General features: G+C 41.8%; 12 protein-coding genes. 8 read left to right on the forward strand and 4 right to left on the reverse strand.

What is annotated here, in order from left to right:
- Positions 1–121 precede the first annotated feature (121 nt).
- Positions 122–889 (forward strand): hypothetical protein, encoded by a 768-nt coding sequence (locus ACL8WY_RS03595; RefSeq protein ID WP_436517052.1) that lies wholly within the window; start codon positions 122–124, stop codon positions 887–889.
- 2 nt (positions 890–891) lie between these two features.
- Here the strand turns inward: ACL8WY_RS03595 and ACL8WY_RS03600 are convergent, their stop codons facing one another.
- The 4 genes from ACL8WY_RS03600 to ACL8WY_RS03615 all read right to left on the reverse strand — a co-directional run bounded on the left by ACL8WY_RS03600 (position 892) and on the right by ACL8WY_RS03615 (position 8906).
- Positions 892–3756 carry a PD-(D/E)XK nuclease family protein gene (locus ACL8WY_RS03600; RefSeq protein ID WP_436517053.1) on the reverse strand — a complete coding sequence of 955 codons (2865 nt, stop codon included), beginning with the start codon at positions 3754–3756 and terminating at the stop codon, positions 892–894.
- A 44-nt stretch (positions 3757–3800) separates the two neighbouring features.
- Positions 3801–4811, reverse strand: coding sequence for a S41 family peptidase (locus ACL8WY_RS03605; protein WP_436517054.1), 1011 nt, complete (start codon positions 4809–4811; stop codon positions 3801–3803).
- A gap of 349 nt (positions 4812–5160) precedes the next feature.
- Complete coding sequence (locus ACL8WY_RS03610; protein ID WP_436517055.1) at positions 5161–5481, reverse strand: hypothetical protein; 321 nt, start codon at positions 5479–5481, stop codon at positions 5161–5163.
- Positions 5482–5780: 299 nt separating this feature from the next.
- Entirely contained in the window at positions 5781–8906 is a 3126-nt protein-coding gene (locus ACL8WY_RS03615) for a UvrD-helicase domain-containing protein (protein ID WP_436517056.1), read from the reverse strand.
- A 225-nt stretch (positions 8907–9131) separates the two neighbouring features.
- Between ACL8WY_RS03615 and ACL8WY_RS03620 the strand changes: the two genes are divergently transcribed.
- From ACL8WY_RS03620 to ACL8WY_RS03650, 7 genes are all read left to right on the forward strand, one after another.
- Positions 9132–9497 carry an energy transducer TonB gene (locus tag ACL8WY_RS03620; protein WP_436517057.1) on the forward strand — a complete coding sequence of 122 codons (366 nt, stop codon included), beginning with the start codon at positions 9132–9134 and terminating at the stop codon, positions 9495–9497.
- A 130-nt stretch (positions 9498–9627) separates the two neighbouring features.
- On the forward strand, positions 9628–10011 hold the full coding sequence (locus ACL8WY_RS03625) for a PadR family transcriptional regulator (RefSeq protein WP_436517058.1): 384 nt from the start codon (positions 9628–9630) through the stop codon (positions 10009–10011).
- On the forward strand, positions 9963–12650 hold the full coding sequence (locus tag ACL8WY_RS03630; protein ID WP_436517059.1) for an FtsX-like permease family protein: 2688 nt from the start codon (positions 9963–9965) through the stop codon (positions 12648–12650). The genes ACL8WY_RS03625 and ACL8WY_RS03630 overlap by 49 nt, the downstream gene beginning before the upstream one ends.
- A gap of 64 nt (positions 12651–12714) precedes the next feature.
- Positions 12715–14613 (forward strand): hypothetical protein, encoded by a 1899-nt coding sequence (locus ACL8WY_RS03635; protein ID WP_436517060.1) that lies wholly within the window; start codon positions 12715–12717, stop codon positions 14611–14613.
- A 68-nt stretch (positions 14614–14681) separates the two neighbouring features.
- Positions 14682–15380 carry a CoA transferase subunit A gene (locus ACL8WY_RS03640; RefSeq protein ID WP_436517061.1) on the forward strand — a complete coding sequence of 233 codons (699 nt, stop codon included), beginning with the start codon at positions 14682–14684 and terminating at the stop codon, positions 15378–15380.
- 77 nt (positions 15381–15457) lie between these two features.
- Complete coding sequence (locus tag ACL8WY_RS03645; RefSeq protein WP_436518046.1) at positions 15458–16114, forward strand: 3-oxoacid CoA-transferase subunit B; 657 nt, start codon at positions 15458–15460, stop codon at positions 16112–16114.
- Between the two features lie 4 nt (positions 16115–16118).
- Entirely contained in the window at positions 16119–16865 is a 747-nt protein-coding gene (locus tag ACL8WY_RS03650; RefSeq protein WP_436517062.1) for a hypothetical protein, read from the forward strand.
- The last annotated feature ends 5 nt before the right edge of the window (positions 16866–16870 follow it).

A 16870-nucleotide genomic window follows, 5' to 3' on the forward strand; every position in this document is an offset into this window, starting at 1 on the left:
AATGCCAGCAATTATTAAAAAATGTTAAAAGCAAATCCAACTGCATATCATTTGATCAAATCGTCAGGGTTATGTATCAAAAGGTTGTTTTCAGAATTATTCACAACAAACTCTACTTGCAATGAATTCTTCATCTAAACTTCACTTTCTATTTCTGTTATTCTCTCTTTTTTTGCTGTCATGTGACACAGAGAGTGAACCACTCTTTGAAGTAAGCGGGCAGGTAGAGCTTTGGGACGAGTTTGCAGATCCTCTGGAAGATTTTAGCGAGGTTAAGATAACTTTTACCCTCACGGATCAGGATATCATAGCATTTTCGGATAGCGAAGGTCATTTCGCTGCTGCGATTTCTTCATGGGAAGATGTAATCAGTGTCACTTACGAAAAGGAAGGCTTTGCTACTCAGCGATTGATATCAAACCCTAGTGATGCCGTCAAATTTAAGGTTTCATTGATCGCATTATCTACTCTTGAGGTGTCCAATCTCACCGCTGAATCCTTATTTTCAGATTCTCCAATATTCAAATTTAGCTTTGACGTTGAAAACTATTTTTCTGAAACAAAACCAGAAGACAAAAGATATTTCGATCTCCATGTCTATCATATAAATGGACAACCAATAAATACATCTAGATTTTTCGGATTTCAAAGAGAAATCGATTTAACTAATGATATGGAAATAGAGATATTAAGTTCAACTAAAGCCAGGCTTAGCTACAACTTTTTCAGAGTTTGGTTTCTTGAAGACCTCAGTCCGAATACCCAGGTTGAATTTCGAATTTATGGTGCTACCGGATCTGAAAATTATAAATTCTATGAATTTGAATCCGCGGAGACTGACAATAGCCTAAATGAGAATTTTGGGTCTACTATCGTAAGCATAAAATAGCTTTACCTCTCGCAAATTCCTCTAAAGTCACAGAAGGCGCACTTCTTCAAGTCTTCGGTTTGACTAAATGGTTCTTCCGAGCTAAAAATTTCTTCGAGAAGCTCTTTCATTTTTTGCTCGAAAGCCGGTAAATAAGCTCGGGCATCTGCTATGGGATTACCATTGGTTTTCAATCGATGGTCAAAATCTGATTGAAACAGTTGTTTTATATTGATCAAACCAGGAACTACAGCATTATCCTGACCATACTTTGCGGCGTACAACCAGGCGTAGAAGAATGTCTGATATCCTGCCTTTCTTCCTGCCTGATATTTGTAAAATACATCCGGATTGAAGATGTTATCAAACTGTCCTATCTCTGTTTCATCCCTCCCGGTTTTATAGTCCAGTACACGAGTCAATCCATCTTTTCTATCTACTCGATCTATATCTGCTCCAAGCTTCACTTTGATATTCCTTTCATTGGGTTGGATCTCAAAAAAACGCTCATACTTATCTTCAGCCTCCAGGCTCACAATCTCGAAAGGAACATATTGCTTGTCTTTCTCGATTACCTGCTTCACAAATTTTCGGATAATCTCCGCCATCACCACATTTCGATCTTTGAACTCAAAACGCTTCTTCCCCTTCATGCCAAATTCTTCTTTGAAGGCTTTCTCCATGGCTCCATCAATGGAGCTCTCCATTCGGAAAAAATCGTTTTCGTCGATTATTCGTGATCCTTTTTCCCTCATGGTATCCTGATAGAGGTACTCCAGCGTTCGATGCAAGGCATTTCCAAAATGTCGTGCATTGAGGTCATCGCTCATCTCATCTCCCGAGAAAAGTCTCAGCACATATCTGAAGTAGAATTTTAAGCGACAATCCAGGTATATATTCAAAGCGGATGCTGATAAGCGACGTTGATCCATCTCAGGTACAGCATCTGTATATATCGATAGGTTATTCAAAACCTCCTCTGTGGTTTCTATCGCAATCGGCTTGATCTCCGTAACCTGAATTGAATTACTGAGTTTCTTCCGTGCTACGTTCAGACCACTTTCTAATTCAATTTGTCGGATAAACCGGCTTACCTCGCCGCTGAGTCCAAAGTCTGCAAACATGTTATAGTAGAAGAACAGCTTATTGGTATGCTGAAATAGCCTATAAAACAAATAAGCATAGATCGCATCTTGCGTTTCAAATGTGGGCAGCTCGAATGCTTTCCGAATCCGATATGGAATAAATGAGCCTGCTCGTTGGGATGCCGGGAAGATGTCCTCATTCATATTGAGCATCAATACATGCTTGAAATCGAGGTTACGTGTTTCTAAAACTCCCATCACCTGCAAACCTTCTACCGGCTCTCCTGTAAATGGGATCTTTACCGATCGAGTCGCTTTCCTAAATAAGCCCTTAAATGTTTTGGTATCGATTACCGCAGTTTGCTTTTCAAGGATCTCATTCAATCTTGACAAAAGCTGCTGGAAGTGATACAGGTATTCCCTCTCCAAACCAAATCGTTCAACTACCTGGTCACCTAAGACGGCAATAATTTCCTCTAAATACTGAGCCAAACTCCATTGCTCCCCTACCTGTCTGAAGATGGTGTTTAGCACTGTCGACTGAACACCCTGAATCTCTTGCTGAAAGACCCGAATCTGATTTTTCTTTTTGATCTCATTGATCAGCTTATCCAACGGATTTTTGTCTTCCTTATACAAATACGGATGACTCAAGATGTCTATTACCGGCTTATGGTAAAATGATAACCCATTTTCCGGAGAAAGGCTGGCATGCTCCTGAAGCTCAAGTGCGGCTTCCAACAAACCGAACAGCGGTGTATCCTTCAATGGATAACCCATGGTTACGTTCAGTTTATCAACACGCTCGGGTATGGCATTCAGGATTGGGAAAAGCATGTAGTCCTGTGGGAGCACAATGACTATCTCCTCTTTTTTTGCGCCAGCATCCATGAGTCGCTCGATTTCCTCACCGATCAATTTTGCCTGCCCTACTTCCAATGAAACTCCGGTCACTACAACATCCTTAGGTTGCGTGATTCGCTTAGGCACAGGTTTTGGAAAGCTCGCACCCAGAATTGGGTCCTTTGCATATTTGCGCAAGAAATCTCCTGCCTCCTGATTGGTATCTTCCAAATAATAACTATCAATGTCCCACAAAACCTCCGCATGGTAATTAGAGATAAAATGCTTGATGAGGACTTCTTCCGCAGGAGTCAATGCATTGAACCCTGCAAAGATTAAAGGCTTTTCATCTCGCTTGATCTGATCCAGATTATCTACCAACTCACGATAGACATGAGAAGTGTAACCAATTCCCTGCTCTTTGATGCGTTCCTTGAAAGTGCTGTAAACTGGCATGAGAATCTTCCAGGTCTCCACAAACTGTTCTTGAGTTTTGGTGGCTGTGGGTAAGAACTCCTGCCAAAATTTCTTAATGATCTTCTCCTGCTCTTCATCCAGAAAATAAAAATCCTCTGCGAGCTGACGATCGTCTTTTACATAAGTAAATAGCTGCTCCGGATTGACGAGATAATGATCCACCTCCTCAAAATCCCGCAATAGCATCTCTCCCCAAAAGTAGAATGACTCAAACCCTTCGGTCTGACCCTGGTGTGTTTTAAAAGACTCGAAAAGCTCAAATATGAGTGTGAGTGGGTCCGTTTTCTTGATTGGCGAAAAGCTAAAAAGGAAATCTTCCAGACTGAGAGTAGCTGGCGACCAGACCGGCTTGTCGACTTTTTTCGATAAGTGTTTTTTCAGGAAAAGACCCGCTCTTCGGTTGGGAAAAACCACCGTGCAATCCCCTAAATGATCGCCATGTTTTGCAAGTAAATGATCTGCTACTTCAGAGAGAAAGGCCATGTGGCAACATTCTACAATTGCATGTTAAAAAGCAAGCATCACACTCAATCTTGCAGCAGTTCCATTGCTTTTAATATCACTTGGTCTTTGGTGGTGTCTGTGCTCTCAACAAATACATCTGGTGGAATGCCTTTACCCTCATAAAGAACCATATCGCGCGAGTACGTTCGCTTATTGGAATAGTTGATCCGCCATCCGTTTTTTAGTCGATCAGATGCTACATGCGACATAGCTCCCATCGTTCGCGTACCGGCAATGGTCACATTGGATCTGCCCTTCAGAGAAAGGGTAAATACATCGCTGGCACTGGCGGTGAAATCGCTGGTCAATAGTATGGTGGGCTTCAAATATTGAAACGGACCCTCCGGCTTCACCTTCCAGCTTCTTAATGACGTATATTGATCAGTTCCCGCAATTCGAGTCTCCTTATAATGAGAGATATAAGATTCATCCACCAGACGCCCGGCAATCCGGTGCAAGGTTTCGTCATTGCCACCGGGATTTAATCGGATATCCAGGATCATTCCTTCCTTATCCCTGGCAAGTTCCAATGCTTTGGCAAAACCTCGATAGGTTCCTGCCATTAGGTTTAGACGGATATATCCGAATCGCTCATTGGAGCTGTAAAAAACATGTTCATCTATTGGCGTTGGCTTGTTGAAGCCATTGGCCAGAAGTGTAGCATCAGAAACCTCCCAAAAGGCCTCTTTGCTTTCGAACGCTGCAAGTATCGCTGGGGTGTTAGAAAGCGTATAGCTATTGCACCTTTCATCAGCTTCGGTATCGATCAGTGAAGTATGACCATCATTCAGCTCTGAGATCATGCGACAGCACAGGTCGAACAATTCCTGATCTGTGTCAATATCGCTCAGCTGAGGTTCGTATTTTGCTTTTACTGCCTGCCAATCTATATCGCGAGCCTCAAATAAGGAATAGCGCTCGTCCAGCAAAGTCCACAATTCATTAAACGTCTCTTGGTTAGCATCGGGCTGCTGGGCGCAGGACAGCATCGGAACAAAGACCAACAGGATTGTAACCTTCCAAAGTTTTAGCATAGCAGTTGTTTGATTGAGCATGGTACTAATCTACGTGCATGGGTGCTCTTGGGTGTCACCGTTCATGGAATCGACAGCCCTTGTCAGGGTGGAAGTTGCTCTCTCATAGTGCGGAAGTTGCTTCCGTGCGGGAAGAAATAATCATCATCGGTCCAGCCAGGGCGAGCAAGGCGAAGCGAGCTTAATATCCTTGTCCTCATCGCGAACGCAGTGAAGCGATCTCAACCTTATTCAGTACTACCACGAATGAGATTGCTTCGTCATGCTTCCTCGCTATGACGGTGAAAAAATGAGATTGCGTCGGCTCGTACCCCACCTCGCAATGACGGTTACAACGCATGTTACATCCCTAGATGGAAGATGCCGTGTCAAGCACGGTATGACAAGTGGCGAGATTCCGGCATTCGTCCCTCAGCCGGAATGACGGAGTGTCTTCCGGAGGTGTCAGAGAGTCTTCCGAAGGTGACAGAGAGCCTTCCGAAGGTGACAGAGAGTCTTCCGGAGGTGTGAGAGAGTCTTCCTGAGGTGACAGAGAGTCTTCCGGAGGTGTCAGAGAGTCTTCCGAAGGTGACGGAGAGTCTTCCGGAGGTGTCAGAGAGTCTTCCGGAGGTGACAGAGAGTCTTCCGGAGGTGACAGAGAGCCTTCCGAAGGTGACAGAGAGTCTTCCATCTAGCGCGGAAGTTACTTACGTGTCAGATCAGCAATCATCATTGGTACCGTCATCGCGAGCAAGTCGAAGCAATCTCAATATCCTTTGTCGTCATCGCGAACGCAGTGAAGCGATCTCAACCTTATTCAGTACTATCACGAATGAGATTGCTTCGTCATGCTTCCTCGCAATGACGGTTGCAACGCATGTTTACGTCCCTAGATGGAAGATGCCATGTCAAGCACGGCATGATAAGTGGAAGATTCCGGCATTCGTCCCTCAACCGGAATAACGAACAAAATGCCGGTATGAAAAAAGGTCAAACCTTCCTCACTTCACCATTCACCAGATAGAGGAGATATCCTTCAGTTTCATAGCCCATCTGCTTTAGCAATTGTGCGTACTCCTTTAGCTGACGATTGTCTTCTGACTTGGGTCTGCCACTTTTAAAATCAATGACCGTCGCCTTACTCCCCTCGATCACCACCCGGTCCATGCGCTTAACTTCTCCATCTTTTGGTAAAACCACCACCTCAGTTTTCACCTCTCCTGCTCCACTGAACCAGCCTTTCACGGTCTCATCTTTCCAAAGGTTATCGATTAGCGTTTCATATCGCTGGCGATCGGATGCTGTGATTTGCATGCCGCGCTCGTATCGATCCAGCACATCAGTGGTGTCTTGGTGATGTATGATTTCCGAGAGGATTTGGTGCAAGAGAATACCTTCGTTCCTGCTTTTTTCAACCTCATCGTCGTAATAGGCTTTTCCTGTTTTTCTCACAGCCAGCTTAGGGCTCCATTTATTTGAAGTATAGGATTCGAGTTTGATCATCTTATCTTCTGATTCGCGATGCTTCAGAGGCACACTGCCTATGGAGAATGTATTGGTGCTGGCATCCCAACCATCTAACGTTTCTTGCTCGAAGAAACTCCACAGCAGCTTACTCGAAGTGCTATACATCTTGTCTTTATTACCTGGTGGTGGATCGCAATGCACATATAGTGCTGTTTCTGCCCGGGTGAAGGCAACGTATAATACATTGAGGCTTTCCAGGTGCCACTTGGCAAATTCTTTTTGATAGCTCTCGATGAACTTCGTATTCTCTAGTTCAGACTTATAATCGACCGGAAGATTCTCTCCGTCCTGATACGGAGACTGATACCATACCGGCTTGGAGCGGCTGTTCATATCGAAGTTGCAAAACGGCACAAACACAATTGGATACTGGAGTCCTTTTGATTTGTGTGAAGTGATAACTTCTACAGCATCGAGAGCTCCTGTCAACTGAACGGATCGCTTCTTTCCATTGTCTTCCCACCATTCCATAAACAGTCTGAGGTCGGAGCGATTGTTTTTGGTGAATTCAAGCACCGCATCCTGAAAGGCTTGCAGATACACAAATTCTGATTCCAGGCTGTTGAGCTCAAATGTGCGCACAAGCACCTCTACCAATTCAAGTATTGGCAAATGAAGGAGATGTTGCTTGAATTTGGTGAAACTGCCCGGCAGTCCAGAGTTGGCTAGCTTGGAGAAATCCGCATGATTTGAAAAATCCCGCTGCTTAATGGTTTTTTGATACCTATAAGTTAAATCTGCCTTGATGCTTATATCGTTGGGATTGATGAGGTGATTGAAAGCGGAAAGTACCAGTTGAACAATGGCGGAATTCTCAAGGAGCATGCCTTCTGCGGAGATCACTTCGATGTTTGTTTCGTCGGTGCGACGATAGTCCAACACGTGATTTACGATATCTGTGGCTTCTTTATTGGTTCGTACCAAAACGGCCATGTCGTTAAGTTTATGACCTTGTTTCAGCAGCGACTCCATTTTTTCAATGGTTCGCTCCATGGATCGCAACTTCCATTCGTTCTTTTCAGATTCTAAAAACTCTAACTGAACTAAACCGTCTAGTTCCTTATTCTTATCGGCAACCTCTTGCTCTACTCGGTCATATGTTTTCAGAATCATCTTTCCATCAGCCTCTGAGATCGCAGCACCCATCTCTTGGATCATTATTTCCGGAAGCTTAGAAAATAGCTGATTATTGAATTTGACAATATTGGCAGCACTTCGGTAATTCGTGCTCTTGGTAGGATCTACCTTCGTCTGATGAGGGATATCCTGTTGCACTTTATCCAGAAGAAGTGTGGGATCGCCTCCTCTCCATCCGTATATGGATTGCTTAGCATCACCAACTAATACATTCTCATTGCCATTGGCCAGGCTCTCCTCCAACAAAGGTTTGAAATTGTTCCATTGAAACTGCGAGGTGTCTTGAAACTCATCAATCAAAAAATGGGAATACCAAGTTCCTACTTTTTCATAGATAAAAGGCGAACCTGTATCATCAATAATCTGAGACAGAAAATCCGGGAGGTCAGAAATCATAATGACTTCCTCTTCGCGTTTATAGTCTTGCAGCTTTTGAGCAAGATCTGTCATGAGTCCTAAGGTATAAAGGTGTTTGAGCACAGCATTGGCCGTGTAATAATCCTGCTTGTTTTCATCAATGAATGCAAGCGCTTCATTCATCAACGGCATCAATTCAGATTCTGCTACCTGAATGATCTGATCTCTGAGTTTGCTTGACTTGGAGGTCCATGCTGCAGCATCGTTACGTGCAGCTTCCACGCGTTTTGTCATCAGACCATCATACTCTTTTCGAACGAGCTTAGGAAAAAACCCTCCCGGACCAGAAGCTTTATAGTTGAGATCATCGATGGTAATCCCAGCGGTTTTCATGGCTTCTTGATACCGGTCCGCTATTTTGATCAAGTAGTCTTCAAAAGCCTTTTTAGTTTTGATCAAGTCAGATTTCAGGTTCTTGATCTTTTCTTTCACCAGCTCATCGGTGAATTGATCCTGCGGCAGCTTCTTAAATTCTTCCTGAAAAAGTTGCTTTGCCAACCTGCTTACTTGCCCTTTGGTCTCATAACCTTCCCCTACTGATAGGCCATCCATGGCAAACTCCACCAACCAATCTCGAAGCTGCTTATTTGATTCTACGCCTTCATATACATTCGACGTAATGAATTCAGCCACCTTATCCACATCCAATTCAATACCAAAACTTCCCTGCAAACCTATTTCTCTGGAGAATGATCTGATGACACGATGAAAGAATGTATCAATCGTCGTGATATTGAAATAGCCATAATGATGTAATAGATGAGTCAGCGCCTGATTAGCTGCTTCAACAATTTGGGTTTCGCTCTTTCCTAGATCCTTTTCAAATACCTGAATCAACTCATGCTTTCCTCTGGAAATTTGTATTAGGAATTCCAATACGCGTTCCTTCATTTCCTCAGCTGCCCGATTGGTGAATGTGACCGCAAGTATCTTTTGATAGTAATCTTTGGATCGTAAAGCCAGCTTGAGATATTCTTTAGCAAGTGTGTATGTTTTACCTGAACCAGCCGATGATCGATAGATTGTAAGAGACATGTTACGAAAATACTTGGATGACGATTCTAAGCCTCCAAATCGGGTCAATAGTTATCCACAAAATGGACCACTAACCGCTCTAAAAGCATTTTTTATCGATGAAATCTTCCAATGTTACCTTAATGTTATCAAAAGATTATGAAAATTTTGATTTTAAGTAAACTGTGGGTAACATTACATCCTTAGTAATTTAACATTTAGGAAACATTCAAAGAGACGGAGATTATGAAGAAGCATCTATTAGTACTTACATTGGCATTATTTGTATTTGGCGCTCAAGCCAACAACGGTAATGGTAAAGGTGAAGCTGAAGGTCCAAAGCCAACCAATTACAAAGAAGTAATCTCTCAAATAGAATATCCTAAAGTATGTCAAGAAAAAGGCATTGAGGGAAAAGTAATTGTTACACTCAAAGTTGATGAAACCGGCAAGGTGATCAACCATGAATTTGGATCCTACCCATGCACAGATTTAAGAGATGCAGTAAAGGATGCCATTAAAGATTTAAAGTTTGTTCCAGCCAAGGATGCAAATGGTAATGCGATTGTAGGTAAGATCGCTGTACCAGTAAACTTCAAGCTTACAATCTGATTTAAAAGTCAGATCAATTTGTAAACCGCCTCGATTCGTCGAGGCGGTTTTTTTTTGCCCAACCTTCTGATATTATTTACGTTTAGCAATTTTATATTTAATTTACATTTAGAAATTTAACTCTAGATTAATGAAAGAATATCAGTTAGGTGAATTTGAAGAGATTGTGCTACTGACGGTTGCCATCCTACATGATGATGCCTATGGAGTATCTATAAAGGAGGATATAGAGACGCGGCTAAAGCGTACGGTTAGTGTGAGTGCGCTACAAACGGCACTCAGGCGAATGGAGAAAAAGGGTTATTTAAAGTCTGAATTTGGAGAAGCCACAGCCATGCGAGGTGGCAAACGAAAGCGATACTTTAAGGTAACTAAAACCGGCAAAGCAGCACTCGACTATGCCAAAGAAACCCGAATGAAGCTTTGGTCGGCCATTCCCGATGTGTCATTTGAATACTCAAAAGCATGGATAAGCAGCGGCCTACTCCCCCTTCCTGGTCTACTAAGTTCCTAGCCTGGTTTCTCAAGACGGACTACTATGAGGACGTGCAGGGAGATCTGGAAGAAGAATTTCAAATAAAAGCAAACAGCTCAAATACCATCAATGCGAAGCGGTGGTATACCTGGCAGATTATTCGGCTCTTTAAGCCAAGTATGATCAAAGAAATAGAAGCTCAAAACTCAATCGAAAAGGAAACGACTATGTTTAAAAACTACTTTAAAATTGGACTAAGAAACCTCTGGAAATACAAATCCAGCACGGTAATCAATGTGATAGGTCTATCTACTGGCATTGCTGCATTTATACTTATCGCGCTATTCGTGAAAGACGAAATAAGCTATGATCGGCACCACGAGCATGCATCGGATATTTATCGAGTAACCGTCAAAAACTATACAGTTGATGGCGACATCAGCCGGCAATGGGCATTTGCTTCAGCAGGTCATGCTTCCAGACTGAAGGAGGACTATTCAGAAATCACTCACGCTACACGATTCTATGCCTGGGCTTTCCCGGACATCAACTTCGATGGAAATGATTTCCTTGGTGAGCAAGTGGTTTTTTGCGATCCGGATGCATTCGACATATTCAGTTTCGAGTTTATAGAAGGAAGTGCTGAGACCGCATTTCCTGATGTCTATTCATTAGTTCTTACACGATCAAAAGCAGTGAAGATTTTTGGTAGTGACTGGGAAGAGCAAGGAGTCATTGGTAAAACGGTGACGCTTTCCAGAAGTGGAAACGAAGCTCCATTTAAGATTACAGGTGTAATGGAAGACATGCCTGATCAGCAGCACTTTCACTTTGACTACCTGGCTCCCATCCGCTTTGTAGAGATGATAATGGGAGAAGACGCAGCAAACAATGTTGGCGGAAACTACAACTGGCTAACGTATATACGAACCAATACAGGTGCCAACATGCCAGCACTGACGAAAGATGCGAACGACGAATTCTGGGATAAATACATTGGGCAATTTCAATCAGGAGCGAATGCAAGAGATTTTTACGATTTCGAATTTCAGCCTCTTTTAGACATTCACCTTACCTCTAATCTGGAAGGAGAATTTGAAACGAATGGATCCATTGATCAAGTGTATATTTTCAGCGTTATTGGAATACTGCTGCTACTTGTGGCATGTGTTAACTATATGAATATTGCGACTTCTCATTACTCCAGAAGAATGAAGGAAGTAGGCGTAAGAAAAGTGATTGGTGCTTTTAAATCTTCGCTGATCAAGCAGTTTTTGTCTGAATCCTTATTAGTGGTCGTAATTTCAGTTCCACTAGCTATTATTCTTATTACCCTGGCACTTCCTCATCTAAACGACTTTGTAGAAAAACAATTGGTTTTTAACCCACTTATCCAAACAGATTTACTAGTTGGTATGATTGTACTTATGATTTTGGTGAGCAGTATGGCTGGACTCTATCCTGCGCTGTTTTTATCAAAAATCAATTTGGTTCAAGCACTGAAAGGCGAGCAATCCATGAATGCCAGCAAATGGAATTTCAGATCATTTCTGGTCACCTTTCAATATGTGGTAACTATCGGACTAATCTTTGCTATTGGTGTGATTGAAAGCCAAATGGGATTCATACGGAACTCTGATCCAGGCTATGATAGAGAACAAATGATAAGCTTATCTCTACCTCGAGGTGATTACAGCAATGAAACATTTCGCAATGAGTTACTCAAACATCCCAATATCGAAAAAGCTGCCTTCTCCTCGCGGATACCAACCGGCAGACTTGCTGACAGTTGGGGTTCCAGATTTTTCAAAGGAGATTCGGCTGTAGCTACAGGATTTAGACTGCCTGTTGTAACAGTAGATAAGTATTTCCTGGATACCTATGGAATTGATCTTTTGGCAGGTGAAAATTTCAGAGATGGAATGGAAACTGACATTGTGCAGGATACAGTCGTAACAGGCTACTACCTTATTAATCGTGCCACGGCAAAGGCCCTTGGTTTTGACGATCCAAATGAGGTGGTTGGTCAAAGGTTAAGTTATGGGCCTACCAGAGGAAATATAATTGGTGTAATGGAAGACTTTCATTTTGAATCGCTTTACAGCGAAATAGTTCCTACTCTGTTTCTTGTCAATGATAGATATAGAAGAATAAGCCTTAAGCTAAAATCCGAGGGCATCCGCGAGTCTCTGGATCACATAGAAAACGTATACGCTCAGTTTGATGCTGATACAGATCCAAACTACAGGTTTGTAGACGATTTATTCAATGAACAATACCAGCAGGAAGAGCGACTAGGCAGCATGATCAAGGTATTTGCGGCAATAGCGATACTGATCGGATGTCTTGGCCTGATAGGTATGGTTGGCTTTATCATAGAAACGAAGATTAAAGAGATTGGCGTTAGAAAAGTGTTAGGTGCTTCATCAGGTAGTATCTGGATGATTATAAGCAATCGATTTTTGGTTTTAATAGGCATTGCATTCGTGCTTGGTCTCCCACTAGCCTACTGGTTTATGAATGACTGGCTGGAAAATTTCGTCTATCGGACCTCTGTATCAGTTATTTTGATCATTATGCCAGCAATCATCGCAGTAATATTGACGCTACTCGCCATAGCCTATCAAACGATGAAAGCTACACGTGTGAATCCTGTGGAATGTCTTAAGGACGAGTAACTCCTTTTTGCAAAGGACACATATGAACATTAGAAATTTTGCATCTCTACTATTCAGGAGGGCGATGAAAATCATTAAGAGAGGTCTCTTGATAATTTTCATCATCCTCCTAATACCTGTGGTTATTTTCTTTACCGATTTTTCACTTTATTCAACAAGATCCTTTTTCCTGAGTGATACAAAGGAATGGTTGATTGACTTGGATACCTTCGAAGACGGCCTTCTCAACCGACACAAAAACCCGGATTGGATTTCTGCAAAAACCAGTTCGCTAATCGCTAAAAAAATTGATAGCCTCAGAAATGAAGTAATCAAGAGCAAGGGTGATGTTGATAAAGATATTATGCGAGTCGGCCTTATGAAAATTTCAGCTTTAATTGGCGATGGACACACAAGAATTGCCAACTATGTTGATGATGTGGGGCAACTCCCGCTTGAAGTTGAGTGGTTTGATGATGGATTATATATCACAGAAATAGAGCAAACAAAAAGCCCTGCGCTAGGCAGTAAGGTCATTGGTATTGGAGGTTTTGAAATCGGAGATGTAATCACGAAAATAAGCGCTATTGCACCCCAGATGGATGGGAGGACAAATAAGCTTTATTTAGAAACTTATATTACCAAACCTGGCCTTCTGTATGGTTTAGGTATATCAAAGCGTGCCGATAGGGCCACTTTTAACCTACTGGATTCTGTTGGAAATGAAGTCAAGTTGGAGATACGATTAAGTGAGGATAAGCCTACCAGCATTTCGTTAGTGGAAACAATTGATAAGGTTCCGCTTCATAAAAAAAATCCAACGCTGCCTTTTTGGTATGAATATGATCAAGCCAATAAGCTTATCTATTTCAACTACAATTCGATAAGGGATGCCCCGAATTTGAAGTTCAACCACTTTGTGGACAGTTTAATGAATTTTACCAACTCTGTTGAGGTCGAAAAATTCATCATTGACATAAGAGACAATTTAGGTGGTAATAATCTATTGACCATCAAGCTGGTGAGTGAGATCAAAAAGAATGAAAAGATCAACAAAAAAGGTGTTTTGTATTGCATCACCAATCATCGAACATTCTCAGCGGCCATTTGCTTTGCGGGGAATTTGGCTACAAAAACCAATGTAACATTTGTAGGTAGCGAAATGGGTGATACCAATAATCTGCTTGGTGATGCTCGATTTGTCAAGATGAAATACAACAAGATCGTTTGGTGGGTATCAGATCTGTACTGGGAGAATACATTTTATCAGGATCCGAATTATATAAAGCCTGAGATCACTCATGCATTATCTATTAACGAATTCCTAAAAGGTGAATCTCCGCTCATTCAGGAAATTATTAATCATGATCCCGATTCAATTGGGTATGAAAATATTGACTCAACTATTTCAAATTACTCAGGCAGGTATCAGTTTAGTCCAGATAAAACGCTAACAATTGACACGAATAATAACATTATCAAAATTTCAGGGCATATGAATTCACGGCTAGTTAAACTAAGTGATAGCAGCTACTATGCGACAAACCTTAATTTGACCTTGCTGACTAGAAATGACTCATTGTTCCTACAAAACGATACTGAGCAAAGGGCACTCATGAGACTAGCTGATGATGAATACACACCTCTAGAATTGGTTGAAAACGGTGATTATGAAAATGCCTTGCAGGCCTACCTTCAACTTAAAGAGCAATATCGCGGTGAACTATATGCTTTGGATGGAAACAATCTTGCAACGATTGCTAACTACTATGATCACATCGATAGTGATCCGCAAAAAAGACTCGAGCTTTTGAAGATTGCAATTGAGCTGGATCCAAATTCTGGTATTGCACTCGGCCAGCTGTCCAATGCTTACAGCAAAGAAGGAAGTACGCTGAGTTCCATGTATTTTGGGTTTAAAGCACTATTACTATTTGATTGGTGGTATGTCATGGAGTATGGTAAGGCTTTTGGATTTATTTAGCAATTCTTAATCCATATCCAGCAGATATTTGAGGTTACTTTAATAGTCATTTTTTATAACTTCAAACCATGATTGACAAAGTAGTAGCAAATGCGGAAGAGGCAATCCGCGGAATAGAAGATAATATGACGCTCATGCTTGGAGGTTTCGGACTTTGCGGCATTCCTGAAAACTCCATTGCAGCTCTGGTAAAAGCCAACATCAAAGGTCTTACATGCATATCCAATAATGCAGGCGTAGATGATTTTGGGTTGGGCCTCCTGCTTCAGAAGAAGCAAATCAAAAAAATGATTTCGTCCTATGTTGGAGAGAATGCAGAGTTTGAACGACAGATGTTGAGCGGAGAACTTGAAGTGGACCTTATCCCCCAAGGATCACTTGCCGAACGCTGTAGAGCAGGAGGTGCAGGCATTCCGGCATTTTTTACACCCGCTGGATACGGCACTGAAGTTGCCGAAGGCAAAGAAGTAAGAGAATTTAATGGTAAACCTCACATTCTGGAATCAGCGCTTACGGCAGATTTTGCAATCGTTAAAGCATGGAAAGGAGATCACGCCGGTAACCTGGTATTTAAAGGAACTGCCAGAAACTTCAACCCTCCTATGGCGATGGCCGGAAGAATTACAATTGCCGAAGTGGAAGAATTAGTAGAGCCCGGAGAGTTAGATCCAAACTTTATTCATACACCCGGAATTTTTGTCCAGCGAATTTTCCAAGGTGAGACCTACGAAAAAAGAATTGAACAACGCACAGTAAGAGATAAATAGTTAATTAGTAGAGTGGTCAGAAGTATTAAGCATCTTCAAACTTCTATACTAATCTCTAATTACCAATCAACTAAAAAATTATGCTTGATAAAAACGGAATAGCGAAGCGAATCGCACAAGAACTTCAGGATCGATGGTATGTCAATCTTGGGATAGGTATTCCTACACTAGTAGCCAACTACATTCCCGATGGCATAAGTGTCGAATTTCAATCCGAGAATGGCTTGCTCGGAATGGGGCCATTTCCGACTGAAGAAGCAGTAGACGCAGATTTAATTAATGCGGGTAAGCAAACGGTCACCACCCTACCCGGTGCATCCATATTTGATTCTTCTACATCTTTTGCTATGATTAGAGGTCAGCATGTTCAACTAACTGTGCTAGGCGCAATGGAAGTAGCAGACAATGGTGATATAGCCAACTGGAAAATCCCTGGCAAAATGGTCAAAGGGATGGGAGGAGCAATGGACCTTGTAGCTTCTGCAGAAAACATCATTGTAGCCATGATGCACACCAATCGAGCGGGTGAATCAAAGCTTTTAACAGAATGTACACTACCAATAACCGGTGTAAAGTGCGTGAAAAAAGTAGTGACCAATATGGCTGTGCTGGATATAACTTCTGAAGGGTTCAAACTCGTAGAGCGAGCGCCGGGCGTCTCTGTTGATGAAATAAAGAATGCAACAGCCGGACGGCTGGTAGTGGATGGAGATATTCCGGAAATGAAGATTTAATTGGATGAGACATTTACTCAGTTTCTCCATTCTATTCTTAAGTCTCGCTGCAGGGGCGCAATCGAATCTAGAAAAGGGTAAAAAGTATTTTGAAAGGCGTTCTGAAAAATCGAAAGGCCTAATCGCAAGAAAAGGAAATATCAATAAGTGTATTCGTATCTTAAATGCTGAGAAAGATAATCCAGAAGCTATCATGCTATTACTCAGAGCCTATGAATTTAAAGGGAGCTACACTAAAATTTCAAAAAAGAAGAAACAGCAGCTTTATAAAAAAGCAGTTGATTTAGGATCTCAAAAAATCAAAGACTACCCGGACAATGCCGGCATTCTATTTTATTACAGCGCAAATCTTGGTAGATGGGGCCAGGAGATTAGCATATTAAAAGCTCACAACGAAGGAATTACGGACGAAATAAGAGAAACATTAAAAAAAGTAGATCTATTGGATAGTACCTTTGCTGAGGCTGGAGCAAAGCGATTGTTAGGTGGAATGCACTTAAAAATTCCCAAGATCCCTTTCGTAATGACCTGGCCTTCTAAGGAAACATCATTGGTTTTACTTGAAAAAGCATACAAAACATCTCAGGAAAATCTGGCCAATGCCAAGCTTTATGGAGAATCGCTTATCAAAAACAATTATGAAGATGAAGGGAAGACATTGTTGAGACAAGTTGTATCCAAAGAACCAAGACCACATATGTACCTTGAGGACAAACGAGTTATTGAAGAGACCAAGAAAATTCTTAATTAGAAATT

The organism is Ekhidna algicida (assembly GCF_051379705.1).
Classification (GTDB): Bacteria; Bacteroidota; Bacteroidia; order Cytophagales; family Cyclobacteriaceae; genus Ekhidna.